This window comes from Comamonas testosteroni ATCC 11996, assembly GCF_000241525.1.
In the GTDB taxonomy this organism is placed as follows: Bacteria; Pseudomonadota; Gammaproteobacteria; order Burkholderiales; family Burkholderiaceae_C; genus Comamonas; species Comamonas testosteroni.
This window is the reverse complement of sequence record NZ_AHIL01000049.1, coordinates 67,092-90,214: the sequence shown is the minus strand read 5'-3', so window position 1 is coordinate 90,214 and position 23,123 is coordinate 67,092. Positions and strand designations below refer to the sequence as shown.

Here is a 23,123-nt window from a genome sequence, read left to right as displayed (position 1 = left end):
AAGGGTCAGCGTCTGCTGCCTGGCAGCTTCACCATGCGGTACAGCTTGGCATTGCCGCGTGCACTGTGAATGCCCAGCTGTGCCATGGAGCGCAGGTCCAGGTCCAGCGTCAGCGACGAACGTGCCAGCGCGGAGGTGATGGCCGGCCTGCGCCCGTCCAGATGCAAGATGGGTGGGTACATGCTGTGGCCGTCACGGTCGATCACGCTGGCAATCTCGGGTTCTTCCAGACTCTTTCCGCAGCGCAGCACCACGGCCACCTCGCCGTTGCCCAGCTGTACATAGGTGCCGGGCGGGTACAGGCCCACGACATCGATCAAGGCCTGCATGACCTCATCGGCGTATTGGCCACCCTGCTGCAGCACTTGCAAAGACTCGGTGGCCGAACGGCCGCTACGGGTCTTGCGCGGGCTGATCAGGGCCGCATAACGGTCTACCGTGCCCAGAATGCGCACCAGACGCTCCAGCGGCTGCAACTGTGCCAGCGGCGCGGGCTGCAGCACCACATGGTGGTATTGCACGGTGTCCAGCCAGAGCGGGTCACGCACCATCAGCCTCTCCAGCATCAGGCGGCCCTCTGCGGGGTGCTGCTTGACGGCTTCGGCCTGCTGGCCGCTCAGCGGCGTGCGTTGCTCGGCCAGCTGGTTTTGCAGCGCGGTCATGCCGATGTTCATGGTCAGAGCGGCCCGGATCAGCGTGTCGCGCTCCGGTTGAGGCAGCTCAAGCTCCTTGGCAAGGATATGGCACAGGCCCGCGCAGACCACGGCGTGAGACGGGCTGTAGCCCACTGTTGTCGAGCTGGCACGCTGAAACATGAGATACAGCGCGGCATCGCTGTCCTGCGTGATGAGGTCCTGCAACCATAGATCGAGCTGGTGCAGCTTGATGGCAAAGCCGGGAATGCGCAGCGGCTCGGTCAGCAAAACCGCGAGTGCGGCCTCCAGATCCGACCATAGGCCCAGCAGGTCTTCATAGGGGTCGTCGTAGCGTGCTTGCATGGGCGTGAGGCGGGTTCAGTTCTTTTCGAGAACCATCTCATTGCCCTTGCGGGTCATCTGAAACCGGGTCAGCAGACTGTTGCCCAGCAGCACATAGGGCATGGACTGGGGGGCAACGACGGCCTCTATGCCGTAGACCTCCATGTCGCCCAGTTTGACGCTCTCGAGCTTGATGCGCCAGCCCTGGGCAGTGCCGTTGGCCGTGCGCATCAGGACCGGGACACCCTGCTCGTAGGGCAGGCCCATGCGATCGGCATCGGCTCGGCCTATGGCAATGGTGCTGGCGCCGGTGTCCACCATGTACTGCATGGTTTTGCCATTGATATAGCCACGATCGACGAAATGGCCGCGCGAGTCGGCGATCAGGACCAGCCGGCCCGAGCGCGCGGCACCACCGATGCCGCCCCGGCTGCCTACGCTGACCGGAGCTGCTCCCAGGTGCACAGTCTGGCGCTGGCCCTTGATATCCACCACAGCGGAGTCGCCGCTGATCTGCAGCAGGCGCACGTCCTTGTGGCTTTCGTTGACGGCCAGCGCCTTGGGGGCGCTGCCATCAATGACCAGCAAGGCCTTGCTGCCCAGCACGCCGGTCAGGGCCACGGACTGTCCAAAGGCGCCGCTGGAGGCCAAAGCGACTGAAAGCATGAGCCCCATGCGACGCAGGTGAGAAGCGCCAGGCAAGAGCCTGCACTGGCCGCGTCGCCCTGCGGCAACGGCCTCGTCTCCATCCCGCAAGGCGAGACAAGGGGAAGCAGCGGAGCTGCGCAGGGGGGGCTTCATTCAATCGCGGAAGTTATTGAACGACAGAGGGTGGTCGGCCAGATCCTTGCGGATCAATGCCATGGCCGCCTGCAGATCGTCACGCTTGGCTCCGGTGATGCGGACCTTCTCTTCCTGAATGGCAGCCTGCACCTTGAGTTTGCTTTCCTTCATCAGCTTCTGGATCTTCTTGGCCAGCTCGGACTCGATGCCGTTCTTGACCTTGATGAGCTGCTTGACCTTGTCGCCGCCAATCTTCTGTGCCTTCTGGATGTCCAGGAAGCGCACGTCCACATTGCGCTTGGTCAGCTTGTTGCGCAGCAGGTCTTCGACTTGCTGCAGCTGGAACTCGGCATCGCCGTAAATGGTGATTTCCTTGTCCTTGAGTTCGACGGCGGCCGATGTGCCCTTGAAGTCGAAACGGGTGCCAATTTCCTTGGTGGCGTTGTCAACGGCGTTCTTCACTTCGACGAAATCGGCTTCGCAAACAGTGTCAAAAGAAGGCATGTGTAATTCCTATCAGTATCAGAGCGGTAAACAGCCACAGTGCGCCGGCCGTGATGTGCTGCTTGCCAGCAGCAGAGCAGGCGCAGTGCGACAATTGGATGGATGTTAGTCGAGAAAAATGTTCCCCTGCAGCATTGCAACACCTTTGGCATTGCCGCGCGCGCCGAAACACTGGTGCGCATTCGTAGCCAGGACGATATCCGCCAGTTCCTCGCCGACCCGCTATGGGGAAGGCAGCCTGTGTTCGTCCTTGGCGGTGGCAGCAATGTGGTGCTCACGGGCGACGTGGCCCCCGTGGTGCTCAAGATGGAAATTATGGGCATGAGGCTGCTGCGCGAAACCGACAAGCACTGGATTGTCGAGATCGGCGCCGGTGAGCGTTGGCACGATATGGTGGCATGGACGCTGGCCCAGGGCTATACAGGCCTTGAGAACATGGCCCTGATTCCAGGCACGGTAGGCGCGGCCCCGGTGCAGAACATCGGCGCGTACGGGCTGGAGCTGCAGGATCGTTTCGACTCCCTGGACGCGATCGATCTGGTCACCGGCGAACAGTTCAGCCTCAATGCTGCGCAATGTGCCTTCGGTTACCGTGACTCGGTGTTCAAGCATGCACCCGCTCAGCCCAAGTACTGGCCCGTGACGGGCTCGACGGCTGTCCCTCGCGGCCTGGGCCTCAAGGGGCGGGCGGTGATCACCCGGGTGCGTCTGGCGCTGCCCAAGAGCTGGCAACCGGATCTGGGCTATCTCGATCTGCAGCGCAAGCAGGCGGAAAAAGGCATAGAGCAGCCGAGCGCGCAGCAGATCTTTGAATGGGTCTGCGAGATCCGCCGTGCCAAGCTGCCGGACCCCGAAGTCATCGGCAATGCGGGCAGCTTTTTCAAGAACCCCACGGTGACGACCGAGCAATGCGCGGACATCATCGCGCGCGAGCCCAAGATCGTTCACTATCCCATGGATGACGGCTCCATCAAGCTGGCGGCCGGCTGGCTGATCGATGCCTGCGGCTGGAAAGGCAAGACCATGGGCCGGGCGGGTGTCTACGACAAGCAGGCGCTGGTACTGGTCAATCGAGGAGATCGCCACAGCACCGACGCCAGTGTGACCGGCGGCGAGGTGATGACACTGGCCGGGGCAATCCAGACCAGTGTCTACGAACGCTTTGGCATTCGCCTGGAACCCGAGCCTGTGGTGATCTGAGTTTGTGGCGGTCTCAACGAAAAATGGAGCCTCCCGGCTCCATCTTTTGTTGGCAAAAGCGCTTATTTCCAGAATGCCGGGCGCAGCAAAATGCCTGAAATACGGTAAGGAGCCTTGGGCTCGACCGCCAGTTCCATGGGCACAAAGCCCTTGGTGCAACTCAGCAGCACGCTGGTGGCCAGAGGTGTGGAGCTTTCCATGCGGCCGACCGTCTGGCAGCTGCCGACGCCGGTGCGCACGGAGTCCAGGGCTTTCTGCACGGTGTCGATGGGAGAGTTCTTGAGGAACTCTTCGTTGAAATTGCTGGCGGCCAGCTTGGACTTGCCGTCCATGGCAGCGACAACTGCCTGCAGGCGCTTGCGCAATGCGGCGTCTGCGGCAGCGGCGTCCACGTTGGCAGGGACTGCCTGAGCTGCAGGTGCTGCCTGAGCTGCCTGCGGAGCAGCAGCCTTGGTGGCATCGGTCGCAGCAGCATCGGGCTGGGCCTGTGCTGCAGTCATGAAGCCGGCAGCAGCCAGCAGGGCGGTCAGACAAACAGCATTGCGTGTTTTGGTGGTAATCATCCGTTGAGCCTTTCGTCAAACAACGACAGGCACTGTAAACCTTCTGCAAGCTTGATTTCGATAGACGGCAAACTGTTTTTTGTGAATAAATGGCAAAGACCTGATGCTGGCTGTGACGGTGGTGCGACTTTGTTGCAGCGCAGACAAGCTTGTTTGTCAGGGTTACTGCTTGCCGATGAGGCTTGTGCACTGCCTAAAATCTGTTGCACTGCAATAGCTCAATTGACGACGGGGCCGATCCCCAGAACATAAAGGACTTGCGATGCAAGAAAACAAAGAGGGCAAAGAGGGTGATGTCCAGGTGGGGAATCAGCGAATCATCAAGAAGTACCCCAATCGTCGCCTCTACGACACCAATACCTCTTCATACATCACGCTGGCCGAGGTCAAGCAACTGGTCATGGATAGCGAGCCGGTGCTCATCAGGGATGCCAAGACCAATGAAGACCTGACGCGTTCCATCCTGCTGCAGATCATTCTGGAGGAAGAAGCGGGCGGGGCCCCCATGTTCTCCGAGGCCATGCTGGCCAACATCATCCGCTTCTATGGTCATGCCATGCAGGGCTTCATGGGGAGCTACATCGAAAAGAATGTGCAGATGTTCACAGACTTCCAGAGCAAGCTGGCGGGCCAGCCCCAGGGGATGAACCCCGAGGCCTGGAAGCAGTTCATGAGCATGCAGCCTCAAGCCATGCAGGGCTTGATGGGCAGCTATATGGAGCAGTCCCAGAACATGTTCACCCAGATGCAGGAGCAGATGCAAAAGCAGACAGAGCAGATGCTGGGTGTGTTTGGCATCAAGCGCTGAACGAAATCTGCTTTTCCCGAGCGGGCCAATGGCCCGCTTTTTTTGTGTCTGTTGCTGGCGTTTGCCTGCGCTAGTCCTAATTGACGATGCTTGCGCTTGCCAACGGTCGAACAATGATTTCGTTGCTTCGCAATTGCGAGTCGGCAAGGAAGAAGAACGATAAGAGAAGTTCAATGACAGGTAGATGCATGGCAGATGCATCCAAGGAGACTAGGCATGAAGTTAGGAGTGGGCCCCCGTTCGCTGGTGGTCTTGGCTGCAGGTGTATTGTTTGCGGGGGCAGGTTGGGCCAAGGCGACGCCCGATGAACTGGCCAGGCTGGGCAAGTCGCTAACCTGCACGGGGGGAGAAAAAGCGGGCTCAACCAGTGGTGTGCCCGAGTTCACAGGGAAATGGCTGGGTACACCACCCGGCATTCAATACAACCCGCATGCTGGCCAGCACCCGGTAGACCCCTATGCCGGTGAAAAGCCGTTGCTCACCATCACGGCTGAGAATATGGCGCAGTATGCCGAGCGCCTGAGCGAGGGCCAGAAGGCCATGTTTGCCAAATACCCCAGGACCTATCGCATTCCGGTCTATCAGGGGCATCGCGACTTCCGCTTTTCGGATGCCGTCTGCGCGGCGGCCCGAAAGAACGCCCAGGATGCGGTGATGAACGCAGACGGTCAGGGCACAACGGGTGCGGTCAAAGGAGCGCTGCCCTTCCCGTTCCCCAGAAACGGACTTGAGCTGGCCTTCAACAATCTCTTGCCTTCGCGTGCTTTCACCGAACACACGCTGCGTGACAACGCCAATGTGCTGGCCGATGGCAGCATCGTCTGGGGTCGTGCCGACAATCGCGCCTTCAGTCAGGTCAACGACCCGGCCAACGCAGGTCAACCCCTGAGCAGTCCCATGTCCCAGGGCATGAATGCAGTCAAGCTGCCCGAGCGTGAGAAGGGCGGCGTCAGCGTGGTGTCCGAGCCGGTTGAATTTGGCAAGGAAAAGCGCCTGGGCTGGAGCTATGACCCCGGCACACGTCGTGTGCGCCAGATTCCCGAATACGGTTTCGATCAGCCTCTATCGGGCACCAGCGGCAAGCTGACGATTGACTCCGATCGCCTGTTCAACGGCTCGCCCGAGCGCTACAACTGGAAGTCGCTGGGCAAGAGGGAAGTCTATGTGCCGGCCAATGCCTACAAGATTCACGGCAGCAACGTGAAGTATGCCGATCTGCTCAAACCCGGTCATGAAAACCCCGACTACATGCGCTACGAGCTGCGCCGTGTCTGGGTGCTGGAGGCTTCGCTCAAGGATGGCTATCGCCACATGTTCGGCAAGCGCGTGCTGTTCCTCGATGAAGATACCGGTCAGGCGCTGATGAGCGATTACTACGATGCCCGTGGCCAGTTGTGGCTGCAGGCGGTGGTCAATCATTACTACGCCTTCGACGCCCGGATCTGGCATGCGGGCACCAGCTTCTATCACGACCTGAACTCCGGCGGCTATGTGGCCTACAACCTGTTCCAGGAACGCCCCCAGGGGCCCGTCTTGAACAAGGGCAATATGACTGCGGCCATGTTTACGCCCGAAGCGGCGCGTAACGCAGGCAACTAAAAAATGAATGCGGCAAACAGCCTGTGGCGTACTTTGTGTGGCTGTGGGCTTTTGCCATTCAAGCAAGGAGGCGCTTGCGCCTCCTTTTTTATGTGGCCGTAGCAATGCCCTGTTCAGGGCTTGTACAAAATCAAGAGGAGACAGAGGATGACAAATCGTTTGCAGGGTAAGGTGGCGCTGGTCACTGGTGGTGCCAGCGGTGTGGGTCTTGAGGTGGTGAAGCTGCTTCTTGGCGAAGGCGCCAAGGTCGCATTCAGCGATATCAATGAAGCGGCGGGGCAGCAACTGGCGGCTGAACTGGGCGAACGCTCCATGTTTGTCCGCCATGACGTGAGCAGCGAGGCGGACTGGACGCTTGTGATGGCGGCGGTGCAGCGGCGTCTGGGCACGCTCAATGTGCTGGTCAACAATGCCGGCATCCTGCTGCCTGGTGACATGGAAACAGGGCGTCTGGAGGATTTCAGCCGCCTGCTCAAGATCAACACCGAGTCAGTCTTCATTGGTTGCCAGCAGGGCATTGCGGCGATGAAGGAGACAGGAGGCTCCATCATCAATATGGCCTCGGTATCGAGCTGGCTGCCCATAGAGCAATACGCCGGCTATAGCGCCAGCAAGGCCGCCGTGTCGGCACTGACCCGCGCCGCTGCACTGAGCTGTCGAAAGCAAGGCTATGCGATTCGCGTCAATTCCATTCATCCCGATGGCATCTATACGCCCATGATGCAGGCTTCGCTGCCAAAGGGCGTGAGCAAGGAAATGGTCTTGCATGACCCCAAGCTCAACCGTGCCGGCCGCGCCTATATGCCCGAGCGTATCGCGCAGCTGGTGTTGTTCCTGGCCAGCGACGAGTCCAGTGTCATGAGCGGTAGCGAGCTGCATGCAGATAACTCGATTCTGGGCATGGGGCTATAGATGAAAGCTTGAATCCGACCGCCCCCGAAAGGCCTTGAAGCGTTTCAAGGCCTTTGCCGTTTTCTGAGTAGGATGATGCAGGCAATGGACTTAAGCGGTAACGATGCGGTCGTTCAAGTTCGGTTGGGTTTTGAGAGGATGCCTTCATGAAATTGGGTTACACAATCATCTACGTCCCGGATGTCTCGGCATCGCTGGAATTCTTTGGCCGGGCATTCGGCATACAACAGCGTTTTCTGCATGAATCCGGAACCTATGGCGAGCTCGAGACAGGGCAGACCACGCTGGCATTTGCCGCCCATGAGCTGGGCGCGTTGAATTTTCCTGGAGGTCATGTCGAAGCACACAGCTCTGCCAAGCCATTGGGATTTGAAATCGCGCTGGTCACGGAGGATGTCTTGCAGGCCCATCGGAACGCGCTGAGCGCAGGCGCCATCGAGATGGCCGCTCCGACGGCCAAACCCTGGGGGCAGATGGTGTCTTATCTGCGTTGCCCCGACGGCACCGTGGTGGAGCTTTGTACGCCCATGGCTGCCTGAGCCAAAGAGATGCTTGCCCGCAAGGGCGCAAGGTCGGGGCAGGGTCTCACGCACTGTTTGCAATATCGCGAACATGCGGCACAAGTTGCACGCTGGCAGAGTTTGAGCAGGCAGATCTCTATGCTGCCCGGTCTGAGCGAGCCTTGAGCAGCAATGCTGTCCCGAAGCAAGAGACACTGCGCGGGCGCATGGCGGCTCTGTGACGATGGTCCAGGACGAGCCCATCGGCAGTCATTTCCATGCTGAGGCGGTTCAGTATGGTTTTGATAGCTGTCAACGCTTTATGGACAAGGTATTGCTTCTATATACTCACATTTTTTTTGTGAACAGGGGAAGCAATGCTTGCGCGATGGTCTGGTGCTTTGGTTCTGTCGGCTTGGCTGTCAGTTTGGGGTTGTGCGCAGGCTCAGCCCAGCGAAACGGTCAATGCCGCGAAGACAGGTGATGTCGGGGCACAGTACGAGTTGGGAAAGGCCTATCTTTACGGCAATGGCGTGGAAAAGAATGCCGACGATGCCATGCGCTGGCTGCGCCTGGCCGCCGAGCACAATCATGCTCCGTCTCAGTATCTGCTGGGTCTGGTCTATGTACTGGGTGCCGAGGGTGTGAAAAAGGATCCTGAGGCAGGCCTGGCATACATTCATCAGGCTGCAAACGCTGGAAATCTTGATGCGCAGAACCTGCTTGGAACTATTTATCTAAAAGGCGAAGCAGTTGAAAAGGACGCCGCAAGAGGTGTCGCATGGCTGGAGCGCGCTGCACAGCGGGGCTCTGCAGCGGCACAAAATGGCCTGGGCTTTGTCTACCGCAAAGGCGAGCTGGTTGCCCAGGATCAGCAGGCCTCGTTTCGCTGGTATCTGAAGGCGGCCCAGCAAGCCGATGTGCTTGCTCAGTTCACGGTGGCCGAGATGTATTACCTTGGCGAAGGCGTGGAGAAGAACCATGCCGAAGCCGCGAAATGGCTGGCCCCGCTGGCAGACAAGGGCGTGCAGAAGGCCCAGTTACTGCTGGGAAAGATTTGCTTCGAAGGCCAGGGCGTGGACCCCGACTACAAGCGGGCCGTGCTGCTGCTGCATGCTGTTGCCATCCGTGGCTCGGGCGAGGCTTACTATGAATTGGGCCGTCTGTTCGAACAGGGAGAGGGCGAGTATCGCAATGAAAAGGAAGCGATTGCCTATTACACCCAGGCGCTGAAGTACCAGCATGCAGCGGCAGCGCAGCGGCTGGAGCAACTCTCCGCTTCGTCGCCCAAGTCCGCGGAGTTTGCGCAGTCCATGGAATACATGGAGAACCTGAACTCGGCTCTCAAGGGCAATGTTCTGGCCCAGTACAACGTCGGTGTCTTTCAATATCTGGGCAAGGGCTTTGCGCAACCCAACTACACCGAGGCCGCCAAGTGGTTCACCATGGCAGCCAATCAAGGCTATGCCAAGGCCCAGTACAACCTGGGCACCTTGTATGAAAACGGTGAGGGTGTGGGCAAGAGCCTGGTTCAGGCGCTGAAGTGGTACCGTCTGGCCGCCGAGCAGCAAGATGCCCCGGCCCAGTACGCGCTGGGAACTTTGTACCGGGACGGTCTGGGTGTGAAGAAGAATGCCAAGCAGGCTCGTGAGTGGTTGCAGCGCGCCGCAGAGCAAGGCTATGCACCGGCAAAAAAGGCTTTGGCACAGCTCTGACCTGACAAGCGGGGACCGTTTTCGCGGTCCCCGGCTGACCCGGGCGAGGGTGAAGGCGGCTAGACCGGCTCCGAGATCTCGATCAGGTTCAGGTCGGGGTCACGCACATAGATGGAGCGGATCTTCGATGTGGCTCCGGTGCGCATCACGGGGCCTTCGGCGATGGGAGTCGACAACTGCTGCAGACGCGCGATAACTTCGTCCAGCGGCACCGAGGCCAGAAAGCACAGATCCAGAGCTCCGGGTACCGGCGTATGAGCCTTGGGTTCGAACTCGCGCCCTTTCACATGCAGATTGATCTTCTGCTGGCCGAACACAAAGGCCTTGCGCTCCACGGGCGGGGTGCCGCCGATGAAGGATTCCAGCCGCATGCCGAGGACTTCGGTGTAAAAGCGTATGCATTGCGCTTCATTGGCCGTGGTGAGAACCAGGTGGTCGAGGTGACTGATCATGACTAGGCTACTGTCTGGTTGTGAAAGCGAGTGTGAGGGCACGCGATCTCGCGTTGCAGGGGGATGGCATGGCAATGGTGCAGCTGGAGGCAGGCATTGCCGTTAAGGCTGCAGTCCGGGTCGATTTTGTCAGGCTGTCGCCGTTGCATCCTGGCGCATGATTCCCTGCAAAAACGCCTGTTCTGCAAGCTGTGCCAGCGGGGCGCGAGGGATGCGACCGCGGCGCTCTCCATCGATGAGCGCGATCACGGTTCCCAGCCATAACTCGGTCAGCGTTGCGGCACTGAAATCGATGCGGAACACGCCTTCCTGTTGGCCGCGCAGGAAAAAGGCATCGACCTTGGGTTCCCAGATCGCATTTTCCTCCATGGGTTTTTCGACTTCGTTCCAGTAATAGGTCAGGAACAGCGTGAATTCGCGATGTTCAAGATGCTTGGCATTGAGGCGCTTGAGTGCTTCGAGCACCGGGCCTTCCTCGATACGGGCTTCGTCCAGAGCCTCGTCCAGCGTGCGCAGGCTTTGCTCCAGCAGGCGCTTGATCAGCAGATCGCGCGTGGGGCAGAAGCGATAGAGGGTGGCCTTGCTGATGCCTATGGCCTTGGCCAGTTCCTGAAGCGTGGCGCGCGGGTGGTTGACCAGGGCCAGGGCCAAGGGGGGGAGGATTGCTGTGTTGTCGTGAGGGGCTGTCGTCATTCCTGGCTCCGGTTGGGGCGGATACGGATGAACCTATTTTGATTCAAGCGGCGAGCCTAAAAGCTTGGGATAGGAACTTTACTTGGTATCAAAATGCCATGAATCAATATAGGTCTTAATGAATCAAATTTGATTCAAAAAATATTTTCATGCATCATGCGCTTCTTTCAAGATTTGACAAGACTCAAAAGCCATGAAGAAGAAAAGCCAGAATGTGCGTGCCTGGCCGGCCCTGGCCGCATTGGCGGCCGCAATGATGTTGGGCGGCTGCATCAAGTCGGAAGCGGGCGGCCCGCCTCAGGAATTGCCGCTGGTGGATGTGGTGACCGTCAAGCCCAGGGCGCTGAGCCTCAGCGCTGAACTGCCCGGGCGCATAGAGCCCGTGCGTGTGGCGGAGGTGCGTGCGCGTGTGCCGGGCATCGTGCTGAGCCGCAACTTCAAAGAGGGCTCCGATGTGAAGGCCGGTGAGGTGCTGTTCAACATCGACCCAGCACCGCTGCGCGCGGCGCTGTCGCGGGCCCGGGGCGAATTGGCGCGAGCCGAGGCAGCGCTTTCCGAGGCTCAGTCCGTGGTGCGTCGTTACGAGCCGCTGGTGGCGCAGGAAGCCGTAAGCCGCCAGGATTTCGACAGCGCCAAGGCCGCTCTGCACAGTGCCATGGCCACGCGCCAATCTGCTCATGCCGAAGTAGAGGCGGCACGCCTGAACCTGGACTATGCGACGGTGAGGGCCCCGATTGCGGGCCGCATCGGCCGTGCGCTGGTGACGGAGGGCGCACTGGTCGGCCAGGGGGAGGCCACACCGATGGCTGTGATACAGCAGCTCGACCCCATTTATGCCGATTTCCGCCAGACCGCAGCGCTGGCCACGCGCTTGCGTTCACAGCAGAAGGCGGAGCAGTCGCACAGGAGTGCTCCCGTGACGCTGGTGGCGGATGGCCTGGACGAGAAGCGCCAGGGACGCATGCTGTTTTCGGATGTGACGGTGGATCGCGGCACCGGCCAGCTTGCGCTGCGTGGTGAATTCCCCAACAAGGATGGCTTGCTGTTGCCCGGCATGTATGTGCGTGTGAACTTGGGGCTGGGTGAGGATCCCGCGGCCATTCTCGTTCCTCAGCGTGCGGTGCAGCGCGGCAGTGATGGGCTGGCCCATGTGCTGGTGCTCGACGAGCACAACATTGTGCAGTCCCAGAAGGTGGGCACCGGCGCCATGTACGGATCCGAGTGGCATATCACCGAGGGCCTGAAGGAAAACGCCAGGGTGTTGGTCGGAGGCCTTGCGGCAGCCGTGCCCGGCACCAAGGTGCAGATCAGAGCGGCCGCTGCAAATGTCGCCGACGTCGTCAAGGACGCGGAAGTTACGGAAAAGAAATGAGCACTATGCGCTGGTCCTGCAAGCGCTGAATGCCAAAAAGACAAGCCTTATTCAAGGATAGATAATGTCCCGGTTTTTTATTGATCGCCCCAAGCTGGCCTGGGTGGTCGCGATCTTCATCCTGCTTGCCGGCCTGCTGGCAATCCCGGCATTGCCCGTGGCGCAGTTTCCCAATGTGGCTCCGCCGCAGATCTCCATCTCGGCAACCTATCCGGGGGCATCGGCCACCACGGTGATGGAGTCGGTGACCAGCGTCATCGAGGAGGAGCTCAACGGCACCAAGGGTCTGCTGTACTTCGACTCGTCCAGCGGTGCCACGGGCCTGGCCGAAATCACGGCCACCTTCGCGCCTGGTACCGATCCCGCACTGGCTCAGGTCGAGGTGCAGAACCGCATCAAAAAGGCCGAAGCCAGACTGCCCGCATCGGTGATGCAGATGGGTCTGCAGGTCGAGCAGGCCAGCGCCAACTTCCTGCTGATCTATTCGCTGACCTACAAGGGCGACGATAGCGGCAAGAACGAGGTCCGCCTCTCCGACTATGCGGTGCGCAACATCAATAACGAGATCCGCCGCGTGCCCGGTGTGGGCAAGGTGCAGTACTTTGGCGCCGATGTCGCCATGCGGGTCTGGGTCGATCCGCAGAAGCTGCTGGGCTACGGCCTGTCTGTGGCGGACGTGAATGCTGCCATTGCCGCGCAGAATGCCCAGGTGCCGGCGGGCAGCTTCGGCAGCCAGCCCGGATCGTCCGAGCAGGAACTCAGCGCCACGATTGCCGTCAAGGGAACGCTGAGTTCGCCCGAAGAGTTCGGTCAGATCGTGTTGCAGGCCAGGGCCGATGGCTCGGCCGTGCACCTGGCCGATGTGGCGCGTCTCGAGGTCGGCCAGCTCGATTACAGCTTCGCCTCGCGCGAGGACGGCCACAAAGGAGTGGCGGCCGCCGTGCAACTGGCACCTGGTGCCAATGCTATGCAGACCGCCAAGGCGGTCAAGGCGAGGCTAGCCGAGCTGTCGCAGAACTTCCCGGACGATATTCAGTACGCCGTGCCCTATGACACCTCGCGCTTTGTGGAAGTCGCCATCGGCAAGGTGATCCAGACCCTGGTCGAGGCCGTGGTGCTGGTGTTCCTGGTGATGTGGCTGTTTCTGCAGAACCTGCGCTATACGCTGATTCCCACCATCGTGGTCCCGGTGTGTCTGGCCGGCACCCTGGCCGTGATGTATGCGCTGGGCTTCTCGGTCAATATGATGACCATGTTCGGCATGGTGCTGGCCATCGGCATTCTGGTCGACGATGCCATCGTGGTGGTGGAGAACGTCGAGCGTCTCATGGCCGAGGAGGGCCTCTCGCCGCTGGCCGCCACGGTGAAGGCCATGCAGCAGGTCTCGGGGGCCATCGTCGGCATCACGCTGGTGCTGGTGGCCGTGTTCCTGCCCTTGGCCTTCATGAGCGGCTCGGTGGGCGTGATCTACCGTCAGTTCTCGCTGTCGCTGGCGGTCTCCATCCTGTTCTCGGGCCTGCTGGCGCTGACATTCACGCCAGCGCTGTGCGCCACGCTGCTCAAGCCTGTTGCCGAGGATCACCACGAGGAGAAGAAAGGCCTATTCGGTTGGTTCAACCGCCACTTTGCCAAGCTGACCGAGCGCTTTTCGCTGCTCAACCAGCGTCTGGTCAGGCGCACAGGCCGCTATATGCTGATCTATGCAGCCATCGTGGGCGGGCTGGGCTTTGCCTACACGCGCATGCCCGAGTCCTTTGTGCCTTATGAAGACATGGGCTACTACATCGTCAGCGTGCAACTGCCCCCTGGTGCGACCGAAGCACGCACCGAGGCCGTGGTGCGCGACATGGAAGCCTATGTGCAAAGCCGCCCTGCCACGGCCCAGGCCGAGTTCCTCATGGGTTACAGCTTCTCGGGCATGGGGCAGAACGCGGCCATGGCCTTCGTCACGCTCAAGGACTGGTCCTTGCGCGGCAAGGGTCAGGCGTCGTGGGACGAGGTCCAGGCCTTCAATCAGCGCTTCGGCAGTCTGTCCGACGGTGCTGCCATGGCGGTGGACCCGCCACCCATTGACGGCCTGGGCAATTCCGGCGGCTTTGCGCTGCGTCTGCAGGACCGCGCCAATCTGGGCCGCGAGGCTCTGGTTGCCGCGCGCGACGAGTTGCTGAAGAAGGCCAATGCCTCGCCAGTGATCGCCTACGCAATGATGGAGAACCTCGAAGATGCGCCGCAGCTGCGTCTGGACATAGACCGGCGCAAGGCCCAGGCCCAGGGCGTGAGCTTCGCCAGCATCAGTGCCGTGCTGTCCACGGCCTATGGCTCGGCCGTGATCAACGAGTTTCCGAATGCCGGACGCCTGCAGCGCGTGGTGGTGCAGGCCGACACGGCCGCGCGCATGACGCCCGAAGCCCTGCTGCGCCTGTATGTGCCCAATGCCCAGGGAGAGCAGGTGCCGCTGGCCTCGTTTGCCAGTGTGGAATGGGAGCAGGGGCCGGTGCAGATCTCGCGCTACAACGGCTATCCGGCCTTCCGCATCGCGGGCGACGCCAAGCCCGGCCACACCACGGGTGAGGCCATGGCCGAGCTCGAACGCATTCTGGGCGAGATGCCGCGCGGCATAGGCTACGAGTGGACGGCGCTGTCCTATCAGGAAAAGGCCGCTGGCGCACAGGCCCCCAAGCTGTTCGCACTGGCGATCTTGGTGGTGTTCCTGCTGCTCGTGGCCCTGTACGAAAGCTGGAGCATTCCAGCAGCCGTGATGCTGATCGTGCCCATAGGCGCGCTGGGATCGGTGCTGGCCACTTCGTCGCTGGGACTCTCGAACGACGTGTATTTCAAGGTTGGTCTGATCACCATCATCGGCCTGGCGGCCAAGAACGCCATCCTGATCGTGGAGTTCGCCAAGGATCTGCACGAGCGCGGCCATTCGCTGACGGAGGCCGCATTGCAGGCAGCCCGTTTGCGCTTCCGCCCCATCGTGATGACGTCGCTGGCCTTCATCCTCGGGGTGGTGCCGCTGGCACTTGCCACCGGGGCGGGGGCCTCCAGCCAGGCCGCCATCGGCGTCGGCGTGATCGGCGGCATGCTCAGTGCCACCTTGCTGGGCGTGCTGTTCGTGCCCATCTTCTTTGTCTTCGTGCTCTCGCTGCGGCGCAAGCGCCGCGTAGTGCCGGAGGAAAAAAACACAGACTCCGAAGGAGAACCCGCATGAACGGGCGAAACCCCATGCGTACCGCGGCGCTGACGCTGATTGCCGCAGTGCTCTCCGGCTGCTCTTTTGCGCCGACCTATGACAGGCCTGCTGCGCCCATTCCCGGCACCTGGAGCGCGGCATCATCGGCCTCGGCTGCATCGGTGCAGAGCTTGCACTGGAAGGATTTCGTGATCGATGAGCGCCTGCGCTCGCGTATCGAAACGGCACTGGCCAACAACCGCGATCTGCGTCAGACGCTGCTCAATGTTCAGACCGCACGCGCGGCCTATCGCGTGCAGCGTGCGGACCAACTGCCCGGTCTGGAGGCACAGGCCGGCGGCAACCGCCAGCGCCTGCCTGCCGACCTGAGCGGCACAGGAGCGGCCAGGGTGCAGAGCAACTATCAGGCAGGTGTCGGGCTGATGGCTTTCGAGCTCGACCTATTCGGCCGTGTGAGCTCGCTGTCCGAGGCCGCGCTCATGGAGTATCTGGCCACCGAAGAGGCTGCGCGCAGCGTGCAGATCAGTCTGATCGCAGAAGTGATTCAGGCCTCGCTGGCGCAGGACAGCGCACGGCAGCGCCATACCCTGGCGCAGCGTACCTTGCAGGCGCGCGAGAAGGAATGGCAGCTGATGAGCGAGCGCAGAAAGACCGGCACGGCAAGCCGTCTGGATGAGCAGGAGGCGCAAGGACAGCTTGAGCTGGCGCGCGCCGAAGTCGAGCGCTTCGAGCGCGAGCTGCGCCAGACTGCGAACGCACTGGACTGGCTGGTGGGCGATGGCGCGGTGCAGGCTGTCGTGGATTTGAATGTCAAACCCATGGTGCAGGAGATTGGAGCCGGTCTGCCGTCCGAGCTGCTGGAGCGGCGCCCCGATATCCGCGCCGCCGAATATCAGCTGCGTGCGCGCAATGCAAGCATTGGCGCGGCGCGGGCCGCGTTCTTTCCGCGCATCTCGCTCACGGGCTCCTATGGTTCGGCAAGCTCCGAGCTTTCCGATCTGTTCGCCGGCGGTCAGCGCTCCTGGTCCTTCATGCCGCAGCTGAGCCTGCCGATTTTTGATGGCGGCCGCAACCGCGCCAATCTGGAAATCGCGCAGCTGCGCAAGGACATGGCGGTTGCCAGCTACGAGCGCAGCATCCAGACGGCGTTCCGTGAGGTCAGCGATGCACTGGCCTCCGTGGAGACGCTGAGGCGCGAGGAGCTTGCCCGCCAGCGCCTGGTGCAGACCAGCGCGAATACGCTCAAGCTGGCCGAGCTGCGCTATCGCGCCGGGGTGGACAGTCATCTGCGCTATCTGGATGCCCAGCGCACGGACTATGCGCAGCAGATGGCACTGATCGAGGTCAGCGCGCAGCGGCAGATGGCCCTGGCCACGCTGTTCAAGGCCTTGGGCGGCGGCTGGGGCCCAGCGGCTGGTTGAGTGTTGCAGGGCTTGCCGCCCGTCAACCCGCTTCACGCGAGCTCGCCAAGCGAGAGAGGCCGCCGGGAGCAATCCGGCGCTGCAGGCGAAAGAGCCAGGACCTAGTCCTGGCTCTTTTTTTTGCGCGTGGGCGGCAGCAGGACCGCTTGTTGACTTGCAAGACCATGCAGTCCCTCGCACTCGCCGGTACCAGGCTGGATGTGCTTGGTGCTAATGCTGCACCGTGAATTCAAATTGCATCCACGGTCGAATACGCCAAAAAGAAAAAAGGCCTTGAATTTCTTCAAGGCCTTTTATCATTTGGCGGAGCAGGCGGGATTCGAACCCGCGGTGGGCTATTAACCCACACACGCTTTCCAGGCGTGCGACTTAAACCACTCATCCACCGCTCCACAGCGATCCCAAAATACTTCATTTCTGAAGTAAAAAACCAAGTGTGGTCGACTTGATTTTAAAATCTGGCGGAGCAGGCGGGATTCGAACCCGCGGTGGGCTATTAACCCACACACGCTTTCCAGGCGTGCGACTTAAACCACTCATCCACCGCTCCGTGTGATGAAGCCGCTATTCTAACCAGAAATTTCGACCTCAAAATGAAAGTGCAGAAAGTTCTTTTCTGCGTGCAGCGTGAAGCGATCAGGCTCAGGCGTTCTTGCCCACCTGAACCATCTTCATGGCGGAAGCAATCAGGCCGGAGACCTCGGTCATGTTTGCAGGAATGACCAAAGTGGTGTTGGAGTCCGCAGCCACCTTGCTGTAGGCCTCCACGGCACTTTCAGCCACCTTGAGCTGAACGGCCTGCTCGCCGCCGGGCTGGCGAATGGCTGTGGCCACGCGCTCCAGCGCCTGTCCGGTGGCTTCGGCCACGGTGGTGATGGCGGCAGCTTCACCTTGCGCCTTGTTGATGGCGGCTTGCTTCTCGCCCTCGGAGCGGGCGATGAAAGCTTCGCGCTCGCCAGTGGCGATGTTGATCTGTTCCTGGCGTCGACCTTCGGAAGCGGCGATCAAGGCACGCTTTTCGCGTTCTGCCGTGATCTGGGCCTGCATGGCGCGCAGAATTTCAGCGGGCGGTGTCAGATCCTTGATTTCGTAGCGCAGCACCTTCACGCCCCAGTTCAGCGCAGCCTCGTCGATGGCATTGACGACCTGGGCATTGATCATGTCGCGCTCTTCAAAGGTCTTGTCCAGCTCCAGCTTGCCGATCACGCTGCGCAGCGAGGTCTGGGCGAGCTGGGTGACGGCCATGATGTAGTTGGACGAACCATAGCTGGCGCGCATGGGGTCGGTGACCTGGAAGTAGAGAATGCCGTCCACGGTCAGCTGCGTGTTGTCGCGCGTGATGCAGACCTGGCTGGGCACGTCCAGGGGAATTTCCTTGAGGCTGTGCTTGTAGGCGATGCGATCCACGAACGGGATCAGAAAGTTCAGGCCGGGTGTAAGCGTGCCTGCGTATTTGCCCAGACGCTCCTTGACCCATGCATGCTGCTGGGGAACCACCTTGATCGAGCGGACGATGAAGATGACGGCAATGATGGCGATGGCGAGAGGGACTGCGTAATCCATATTGTCTCCAGCCCTTGTGGGGCGTTGGTGTGAAGAAAGAGAGCGAAGCGTTCCAGCGCCCAGCATAACCATGCCGGGGCCGGTCGATGATCAGATCTTGTCAACCAGAAGGCGGTTGCCGATGACTTCGGCCACGCGATGTGGGCCTGGAATGGGCAGGGCGCCCTGGCGTCCCATGACGGTCCAGGTGGCTCCGCGATAGCGGACCTGGGCAGTGCCGTCGGTGTTCCACTGTTCGATGACCACTGTTTCGCCCACATCCAGGTTGACATCGCGATTGCTGGACGCGGGCTGTCTGCGCGGGCTGCGCTTGCGCAGCAGATAGCAGACGAGGACGGCACCGGAGCCCAGCAGGGCCGCAGCGACGATCTGGCTGCTGGTGCCCAGGCCGAAATGAGCGCAAAGCGCTCCGGCAATGGCACCCAGAGCCAGCATGAGGAGATAGAAAGTACCGGTCAACAGCTCCGCAATGACCAGCAAACCGACAAGCAACCACCACGCGGTGGAGTGATCCATACCTGAGCTCCTGTTAAGGCCTGTATTTAGTGCACCACATTCTGGGTTAAAAACAGCCTGTTTCAAAGCCGCAATAAGGATATTCCTTACACTTCGCGGCTGTTTCGTTTTTTAGGCCTGATTGGTACGGAGGCTGTTCATGAAGTTTCGCTTTCCCATCGTCATCATCGACGAGGACTATCGTTCCGAGAACACCTCGGGACTGGGCATCCGCGCCCTGGCTCAAGCCATTGAAGAAGAGGGCTTTGAAGTCCTGGGCGTGACCAGTTATGGCGATCTGTCGCAGTTCGCCCAGCAGCAAAGCCGGGCCAGTGCCTTTATTTTGTCGATCGACGACGAGGAATTCCAGCTCGGCGGCGACAGGGACCCCATCATTCACAGCCTGCGCGACTTCATCGGTGAAGTGCGCCGCAAGAATGAGGAGGTGCCCATCTATATCTACGGCGAGACCAAGACCAGCCGTCACCTGCCCAACGACATTCTGCGTGAGCTGCATGGCTTCATTCACATGTTCGAGGACACGCCCGAGTTCGTGGCCAAGCACATCATCCGCGAAGCCAAGAGCTATCTGGAGAGCGTGCAGCCTCCGTTCTTCAAGGCGCTGCTGGACTACGCCGAAGACGGCTCCTACAGCTGGCACTGCCCCGGTCACTCGGGTGGCGTGGCCTTTCTCAAGAGCCCCGTGGGCCAGATGTATCACCAGTTCTACGGTGAGAACATGCTGCGCGCCGACGTCTGCAATGCCGTGGAAGAGCTGGGCCAGCTGCTGGACCACAACGGCGCCATCGGCGAGTCCGAGCGCAATGCCGCGCGCATCTTCAATGCCGATCACTGCTACTTTGTGACCAATGGCACATCGACCTCCAACAAGATCGTCTGGCACCACACCGTGGCACCCGGCGATGTGGTGGTGGTGGATCGCAACTGCCACAAGTCCATCCTGCACTCGATCATCATGACGGGTGCGATTCCGGTGTTTCTCAAGCCCACGCGCAATCACTTCGGCATCATCGGTCCGATTCCGCAAAGCGAGTTCAGCGTGGAGTCGATTCAGGCCAAGATTGCCGCCAATCCGCTGCTCAAGGGCGTGGATGCCAAGGTCGTCAAGCCTCGCGTGCTGACGCTGACACAGTCCACCTACGACGGCGTGCTCTACAACACCGAGACCATCAAGAGCATGCTGGACGGCTATGTGGCCAATCTGCACTTCGATGAAGCCTGGCTGCCCCACGCTGCCTTCCACCCCTTCTATGGCAGCTATCACGCCATGGGCAAGAAGCGCAAGCGTCCGATGCACTCGGTGGTCTATGCCACCCAGTCCATCCACAAGCTGCTGGCCGGCATCAGCCAGGCCTCGCATGTGCTGGTGCAGGACAGCCAGACCGAGAAGCTGGATCACCCGCTGTTCAACGAGGCGTATCTGATGCACACCTCGACCAGCCCCCAGTACAGCATCATCGCCAGCTGCGACGTGGCTGCCGCCATGATGGAGCCGCCCGGCGGCACGGCGCTGGTGGAAGAGTCGATTGTCGAGGCGCTGGACTTCCGCCGTGCCATGCGCAAGGTGGAAGACGAGTTCGGCGACGACGACTGGTGGTTCGAGGTCTGGGGCCCTGAAGCCCTGGCCGAAGAAGGCGTGGGCACAGCCCAGGACTGGATCATCCGCGGCACGGATGCGTCGACCAAGACCCGCTCCAAGAAGAACGGCAAGGAGTTCGACAACTGGCACGGCTTTGGCGATCTGGCCGACGGCTTCAACATGCTGGACCCCATCAAGTCCACCATCGTCACGCCCGGCCTGGACCTGGACGGCGACTTTGCCGACACCGGCATTCCCGCGTCCATCGTCACCAAGTACCTGGCCGAGCATGGCGTGGTGGTCGAGAAGACCGGCCTGTATTCCTTCTTCATCATGTTCACCATCGGCATCACCAAGGGCCGCTGGAACACCATGCTGACCGCGCTGCAGCAGTTCAAGGACGACTACGACCGCAACCAGCCGCTGGCGCGCATCCTGCCCGAGTTCTGCCAGCAGCATCGCCGCTACGAGCGCATGGGCCTCAAGGACCTGTGCCAGCACGTGCACGAGCTGTATGCCAAGTACGATATTGCACGCCTGACGACCGAGATGTATCTGTCGGATCTCAAGCCTGCGATGAAGCCCTCGGATGCCTATGCGCATATCGCGCAGCGCAAGACCGAGCGTGTGGAAATCGACCACCTGGTCGGCCGCACCACCGTGGGTCTGGTCACGCCTTACCCACCCGGAATTCCGCTGCTGATTCCCGGTGAAGTCTTCAACAAGAAGATCGTGGACTACCTGGTGTTCGCGCGCGAATTCGCCAAGGAGTGCCCAGGCTTCGAGACCGATATCCACGGTCTGGTGGAGCTGGAAGACGAAAACGGCGAAGTCCGCTACTACGCGGACTGCGTGGCCGAGCAAAGCGTCAAGGCTGTGGCAGTGAAGAAGACGGCTGCGGTGAAGAAGCCCGCTGCCAAGAAGCTCGTTGCCAAGAAGACGGCAGTCAAGAAGACGGCTGCGGCGCCCGGAGCCACGACCGTTGCCAAGACGCCTGCCACAAAGGCGGCAACAAAACCGGCAACAAAGGCCGCAGCCAAGTCCACCGCAAAGCCTGCAGTGAAGGCTGCGGCCAAAACTGCAAGGAAGGCTGCATAAGCCTTGGCTTTTGCAAGGTCGGGGCGATCCCGGCCTTTTGCACATCAGCCCGGAGTGCCTGCACTTCGGGCTTTTTCATATCCCTGCTATGCATTCATTCCTGAAACCGGCTGGCGCCATGCCTCTGTGGAAGCTGTTGGCGGCAGCCAGCCTGGGCTGGGCCTTGTTCATGCTCTGGGGCTGCCTCAATGAGACGGGCAGCAGCGGTGGGCTGATTCTCAGGCTGTTCCCGTTTCTGAGTGGCTTCGAGCACACGGACAAGCTGGTGCATGCCGGCTTGCATGCTGTGCTGGCGGTTTTGCTCTGCTGCGCGGGGCTGGCGCGTGCGCATGCTATCGGCTTGCGCTGGGCAGCCGGGCAAGCACTGGCCGTGGTGCTGTTGTGCGCCGGCTACGGCGGCGTGATCGAGCTGCTGCAGGCCGGCTTCTCCACCACGCGGTCAGCCGAGTGGCTCGATGCGCTGGCCAATGCCGCGGGCGCGAGCCTGGCTGTGCTGTTCATTGAGGGGCTGCGCTGCATGAATCAAAAATAGTAGCTGCTTGCGCTTTACCTATATTGTTTTCAGGTATTAAACAATCTGAAATATAGGTAGTTGTTGCGCAAGTAGCTCCTGTTTTTGATGTCTATTCCAGAGTGATTTTCGCGTCGCGGATCAGCGCAGCCCAGCTGGCCTGCTCCTTTTGCAAATAGGCCTGGGCATCCTGCAGGCTGCCGCCCATGGGTGTGCTGCCTTCGGACTGCAACTGCTTGAGCACTGCAGGGTCCTGCAAGCCGGTGTTCACGGCGGAGTTGATCTTCTGCGCCAGCGCGGCGGGCGTGTTTCTGGGGGCCACGATCAGCTTCCAGTCCACGGCTTCAAAGCCGGGGAAGCCGGACTCGGCCACGGTGGGGACCTGGGGCAGGATGGCAAGACGCTTGGCCGAGGTCACGGCCAGGGCGCGCAGGCGCTGGCCCTTGATCATGGGGTAGACCGCCTGAGGCGTGCCGAACATATAGTGGGTCTGCTTGCCCAGCAGATCGGTCACGGCCGGCGCGGCGCCCTTGTAGGGCACGTTGAGCACATCGATCTTGGCCTTGTAGGAAAGCATTTCCCCTGCCAGATGGCCGACGGTGCCCGTGGACGCCAGGCCTTGCTTGATGGCTCCGGGCTGGGCCTTGGCTGCGGCGATCAGGTCATGCAGCGATTTCCAGGGTGAATCGGTGGGCACGACCAGTACCACGGGCTGCGAGGCCACCAGCGCCACGGCAAGCAGATCGGTCTTGGCGTTGAAAGGCATGCTGGGCAGCAGCGATGGATTGATGGCCAGATTGGCGGTCTGTCCCATGCCGAAGGTATAGCCGTCGGCCGGTGCCTTGGCGACGGCATCAAGTCCGATATTGCCGCCCGCACCGGGCTTGTTGTCCACCACGATGACCCAGCGATTCGCGGTCGCCATGCGCTCGCTGATCTGGCGCGTCACCGTGTCGGTGCCGCCGCCAGGCGTGAAGGGCACGACCATGCGTATCGACTTGGCGGGCCATTCGCCGGGCTGGGCTGCAGCATTGCCTGCGGCAAGCGTCATGACCATCAGCGTGCATGCTGCCATCGCCTGGCGGCGGCTCGGGTGTCGGGAAGAAGGGCTGTGTGGCATGGTTTTGTCTCCTGAAATCTGGAAATTGGGGTAAAGAATCCCCG

20 protein-coding genes and 2 tRNA genes are annotated in these 23,123 nt (G+C 60.9%); 11 read left to right on the top strand and 11 right to left on the bottom strand.

Features of this window, described 5'->3' with window-relative positions:
• Nucleotides 1-5: 5 nt before the first annotated feature.
• The 3 genes from CTATCC11996_RS21780 to CTATCC11996_RS21770 form a co-directional block, all read right to left on the bottom strand.
• Entirely contained in the window at nt 6-998 is a 993-nt protein-coding gene (locus CTATCC11996_RS21780; protein ID WP_003080556.1) for an HD-GYP domain-containing protein, read from the bottom strand.
• Nucleotides 999-1,013: 15 nt separating this feature from the next.
• Complete coding sequence (locus CTATCC11996_RS21775) at nt 1,014-1,643, bottom strand: retropepsin-like aspartic protease family protein (RefSeq protein WP_236597853.1); 630 nt, start codon at nt 1,641-1,643, stop codon at nt 1,014-1,016.
• Between the two features lie 135 nt (nt 1,644-1,778).
• Nucleotides 1,779-2,264 (bottom strand): YajQ family cyclic di-GMP-binding protein, encoded by a 486-nt coding sequence (locus CTATCC11996_RS21770; protein ID WP_003063225.1) that lies wholly within the window; start codon nt 2,262-2,264, stop codon nt 1,779-1,781.
• Nucleotides 2,265-2,366: 102 nt separating this feature from the next.
• Between CTATCC11996_RS21770 and murB the strand changes: the two genes are divergently transcribed.
• Nucleotides 2,367-3,464, top strand: a complete 1,098-nt coding sequence (murB, locus tag CTATCC11996_RS21765) for a UDP-N-acetylmuramate dehydrogenase (RefSeq protein ID WP_003080551.1) — start codon at nt 2,367-2,369, stop codon at nt 3,462-3,464.
• 62 nt (nt 3,465-3,526) lie between these two features.
• Here the strand turns inward: murB and CTATCC11996_RS21760 are convergent, their stop codons facing one another.
• A complete protein-coding gene (locus CTATCC11996_RS21760) occupies nt 3,527-4,027 on the bottom strand; it encodes a hypothetical protein (RefSeq protein WP_003080548.1) in 501 nt (166 codons plus the stop codon).
• A gap of 262 nt (nt 4,028-4,289) precedes the next feature.
• Between CTATCC11996_RS21760 and phaR the strand changes: the two genes are divergently transcribed.
• From phaR to CTATCC11996_RS21735, 5 genes are all read left to right on the top strand, one after another.
• A complete protein-coding gene (phaR, locus tag CTATCC11996_RS21755; RefSeq protein ID WP_003080546.1) occupies nt 4,290-4,835 on the top strand; it encodes a polyhydroxyalkanoate synthesis repressor PhaR in 546 nt (181 codons plus the stop codon).
• Between the two features lie 216 nt (nt 4,836-5,051).
• Complete coding sequence (locus CTATCC11996_RS21750; RefSeq protein WP_003080544.1) at nt 5,052-6,434, top strand: DUF1329 domain-containing protein; 1,383 nt, start codon at nt 5,052-5,054, stop codon at nt 6,432-6,434.
• A gap of 147 nt (nt 6,435-6,581) precedes the next feature.
• Complete coding sequence (locus CTATCC11996_RS21745) at nt 6,582-7,346, top strand: SDR family oxidoreductase (RefSeq protein WP_003080542.1); 765 nt, start codon at nt 6,582-6,584, stop codon at nt 7,344-7,346.
• Between the two features lie 146 nt (nt 7,347-7,492).
• Nucleotides 7,493-7,885, top strand: coding sequence for a VOC family protein (locus CTATCC11996_RS21740; protein ID WP_003080539.1), 393 nt, complete (start codon nt 7,493-7,495; stop codon nt 7,883-7,885).
• 338 nt (nt 7,886-8,223) lie between these two features.
• A complete protein-coding gene (locus tag CTATCC11996_RS21735) occupies nt 8,224-9,561 on the top strand; it encodes a tetratricopeptide repeat protein (protein WP_172590539.1) in 1,338 nt (445 codons plus the stop codon).
• 59 nt (nt 9,562-9,620) lie between these two features.
• Here the strand turns inward: CTATCC11996_RS21735 and CTATCC11996_RS21730 are convergent, their stop codons facing one another.
• On the bottom strand, nt 9,621-10,013 hold the full coding sequence (locus CTATCC11996_RS21730) for a VOC family protein (RefSeq protein ID WP_003080533.1): 393 nt from the start codon (nt 10,011-10,013) through the stop codon (nt 9,621-9,623).
• A gap of 129 nt (nt 10,014-10,142) precedes the next feature.
• Nucleotides 10,143-10,706, bottom strand: a complete 564-nt coding sequence (locus CTATCC11996_RS21725; protein WP_034349998.1) for a TetR/AcrR family transcriptional regulator — start codon at nt 10,704-10,706, stop codon at nt 10,143-10,145.
• Nucleotides 10,707-10,899: 193 nt separating this feature from the next.
• On the opposite strand from CTATCC11996_RS21725, the gene CTATCC11996_RS21720 reads away from it, so the two are divergent.
• The 3 genes from CTATCC11996_RS21720 to CTATCC11996_RS21710 all read left to right on the top strand — a co-directional run bounded on the left by CTATCC11996_RS21720 (nt 10,900) and on the right by CTATCC11996_RS21710 (nt 16,692).
• Complete coding sequence (locus CTATCC11996_RS21720; RefSeq protein ID WP_003080529.1) at nt 10,900-12,078, top strand: efflux RND transporter periplasmic adaptor subunit; 1,179 nt, start codon at nt 10,900-10,902, stop codon at nt 12,076-12,078.
• A gap of 64 nt (nt 12,079-12,142) precedes the next feature.
• Nucleotides 12,143-15,289: an efflux RND transporter permease subunit gene (locus CTATCC11996_RS21715; RefSeq protein WP_003080527.1), complete on the top strand. Its 3,147-nt coding sequence runs from the start codon at nt 12,143-12,145 to the stop codon at nt 15,287-15,289.
• Nucleotides 15,286-16,692, top strand: coding sequence for an efflux transporter outer membrane subunit (locus tag CTATCC11996_RS21710; RefSeq protein ID WP_003080525.1), 1,407 nt, complete (start codon nt 15,286-15,288; stop codon nt 16,690-16,692). Before CTATCC11996_RS21715 ends, CTATCC11996_RS21710 begins: the two co-directional genes overlap by 4 nt.
• Before the next feature lie 301 nt (nt 16,693-16,993).
• Here the strand turns inward: CTATCC11996_RS21710 and CTATCC11996_RS21705 are convergent.
• The 4 genes from CTATCC11996_RS21705 to CTATCC11996_RS21690 form a co-directional block, all read right to left on the bottom strand.
• Nucleotides 16,994-17,084 (bottom strand) — tRNA-Ser (locus CTATCC11996_RS21705).
• 67 nt (nt 17,085-17,151) lie between these two features.
• Nucleotides 17,152-17,242: transfer RNA gene (locus tag CTATCC11996_RS21700), tRNA-Ser, on the bottom strand.
• Nucleotides 17,243-17,334: 92 nt separating this feature from the next.
• Nucleotides 17,335-18,255 (bottom strand): SPFH domain-containing protein, encoded by a 921-nt coding sequence (locus CTATCC11996_RS21695; RefSeq protein ID WP_003080523.1) that lies wholly within the window; start codon nt 18,253-18,255, stop codon nt 17,335-17,337.
• 90 nt (nt 18,256-18,345) lie between these two features.
• Nucleotides 18,346-18,771 (bottom strand): NfeD family protein, encoded by a 426-nt coding sequence (locus tag CTATCC11996_RS21690; protein WP_003063189.1) that lies wholly within the window; start codon nt 18,769-18,771, stop codon nt 18,346-18,348.
• Nucleotides 18,772-18,910: 139 nt separating this feature from the next.
• On the opposite strand from CTATCC11996_RS21690, the gene CTATCC11996_RS21685 reads away from it, so the two are divergent.
• Both CTATCC11996_RS21685 and CTATCC11996_RS21680 read left to right on the top strand, forming a co-directional pair.
• On the top strand, nt 18,911-21,448 hold the full coding sequence (locus CTATCC11996_RS21685) for an arginine/lysine/ornithine decarboxylase (protein ID WP_003080520.1): 2,538 nt from the start codon (nt 18,911-18,913) through the stop codon (nt 21,446-21,448).
• A 118-nt stretch (nt 21,449-21,566) separates the two neighbouring features.
• Nucleotides 21,567-21,980 (top strand): VanZ family protein, encoded by a 414-nt coding sequence (locus CTATCC11996_RS21680; RefSeq protein ID WP_003080518.1) that lies wholly within the window; start codon nt 21,567-21,569, stop codon nt 21,978-21,980.
• Between the two features lie 91 nt (nt 21,981-22,071).
• Here CTATCC11996_RS21680 and CTATCC11996_RS21675 read toward each other — a convergent pair whose 3' ends face one another.
• Nucleotides 22,072-23,016, bottom strand: a complete 945-nt coding sequence (locus tag CTATCC11996_RS21675) for a Bug family tripartite tricarboxylate transporter substrate binding protein (RefSeq protein ID WP_003080515.1) — start codon at nt 23,014-23,016, stop codon at nt 22,072-22,074.
• Between the last annotated feature and the right edge of the window lie 107 nt (nt 23,017-23,123).

Excerpts from the sequence above, each read along its gene's own strand:
- CTATCC11996_RS21780 (WP_003080556.1), bottom strand. The coding sequence starts at position 998 with ATGCAAGCACGCTACGACGACCCCTATGAAGACCTGCTGGGCCTATGG.
- CTATCC11996_RS21775 (WP_236597853.1), bottom strand. The coding sequence starts at position 1,643 with ATGCTTTCAGTCGCTTTGGCCTCCAGCGGCGCCTTTGGACAGTCCGTG.
- CTATCC11996_RS21770 (WP_003063225.1), bottom strand. The coding sequence starts at position 2,264 with ATGCCTTCTTTTGACACTGTTTGCGAAGCCGATTTCGTCGAAGTGAAG.
- murB (WP_003080551.1), top strand. The coding sequence starts at position 2,367 with ATGTTAGTCGAGAAAAATGTTCCCCTGCAGCATTGCAACACCTTTGGC.
- CTATCC11996_RS21760 (WP_003080548.1), bottom strand. The coding sequence starts at position 4,027 with ATGATTACCACCAAAACACGCAATGCTGTTTGTCTGACCGCCCTGCTG.
- phaR (WP_003080546.1), top strand. The coding sequence starts at position 4,290 with ATGCAAGAAAACAAAGAGGGCAAAGAGGGTGATGTCCAGGTGGGGAAT.
- CTATCC11996_RS21750 (WP_003080544.1), top strand. The coding sequence starts at position 5,052 with ATGAAGTTAGGAGTGGGCCCCCGTTCGCTGGTGGTCTTGGCTGCAGGT.
- CTATCC11996_RS21745 (WP_003080542.1), top strand. The coding sequence starts at position 6,582 with ATGACAAATCGTTTGCAGGGTAAGGTGGCGCTGGTCACTGGTGGTGCC.
- CTATCC11996_RS21740 (WP_003080539.1), top strand. The coding sequence starts at position 7,493 with ATGAAATTGGGTTACACAATCATCTACGTCCCGGATGTCTCGGCATCG.
- CTATCC11996_RS21735 (WP_172590539.1), top strand. The coding sequence starts at position 8,224 with ATGCTTGCGCGATGGTCTGGTGCTTTGGTTCTGTCGGCTTGGCTGTCA.
- CTATCC11996_RS21730 (WP_003080533.1), bottom strand. The coding sequence starts at position 10,013 with ATGATCAGTCACCTCGACCACCTGGTTCTCACCACGGCCAATGAAGCG.
- CTATCC11996_RS21725 (WP_034349998.1), bottom strand. The coding sequence starts at position 10,706 with ATGACGACAGCCCCTCACGACAACACAGCAATCCTCCCCCCCTTGGCC.
- CTATCC11996_RS21720 (WP_003080529.1), top strand. The coding sequence starts at position 10,900 with ATGAAGAAGAAAAGCCAGAATGTGCGTGCCTGGCCGGCCCTGGCCGCA.
- CTATCC11996_RS21715 (WP_003080527.1), top strand. The coding sequence starts at position 12,143 with ATGTCCCGGTTTTTTATTGATCGCCCCAAGCTGGCCTGGGTGGTCGCG.
- CTATCC11996_RS21710 (WP_003080525.1), top strand. The coding sequence starts at position 15,286 with ATGAACGGGCGAAACCCCATGCGTACCGCGGCGCTGACGCTGATTGCC.
- CTATCC11996_RS21695 (WP_003080523.1), bottom strand. The coding sequence starts at position 18,255 with ATGGATTACGCAGTCCCTCTCGCCATCGCCATCATTGCCGTCATCTTC.
- CTATCC11996_RS21690 (WP_003063189.1), bottom strand. The coding sequence starts at position 18,771 with ATGGATCACTCCACCGCGTGGTGGTTGCTTGTCGGTTTGCTGGTCATT.
- CTATCC11996_RS21685 (WP_003080520.1), top strand. The coding sequence starts at position 18,911 with ATGAAGTTTCGCTTTCCCATCGTCATCATCGACGAGGACTATCGTTCC.
- CTATCC11996_RS21680 (WP_003080518.1), top strand. The coding sequence starts at position 21,567 with ATGCCTCTGTGGAAGCTGTTGGCGGCAGCCAGCCTGGGCTGGGCCTTG.
- CTATCC11996_RS21675 (WP_003080515.1), bottom strand. The coding sequence starts at position 23,016 with ATGGTCATGACGCTTGCCGCAGGCAATGCTGCAGCCCAGCCCGGCGAA.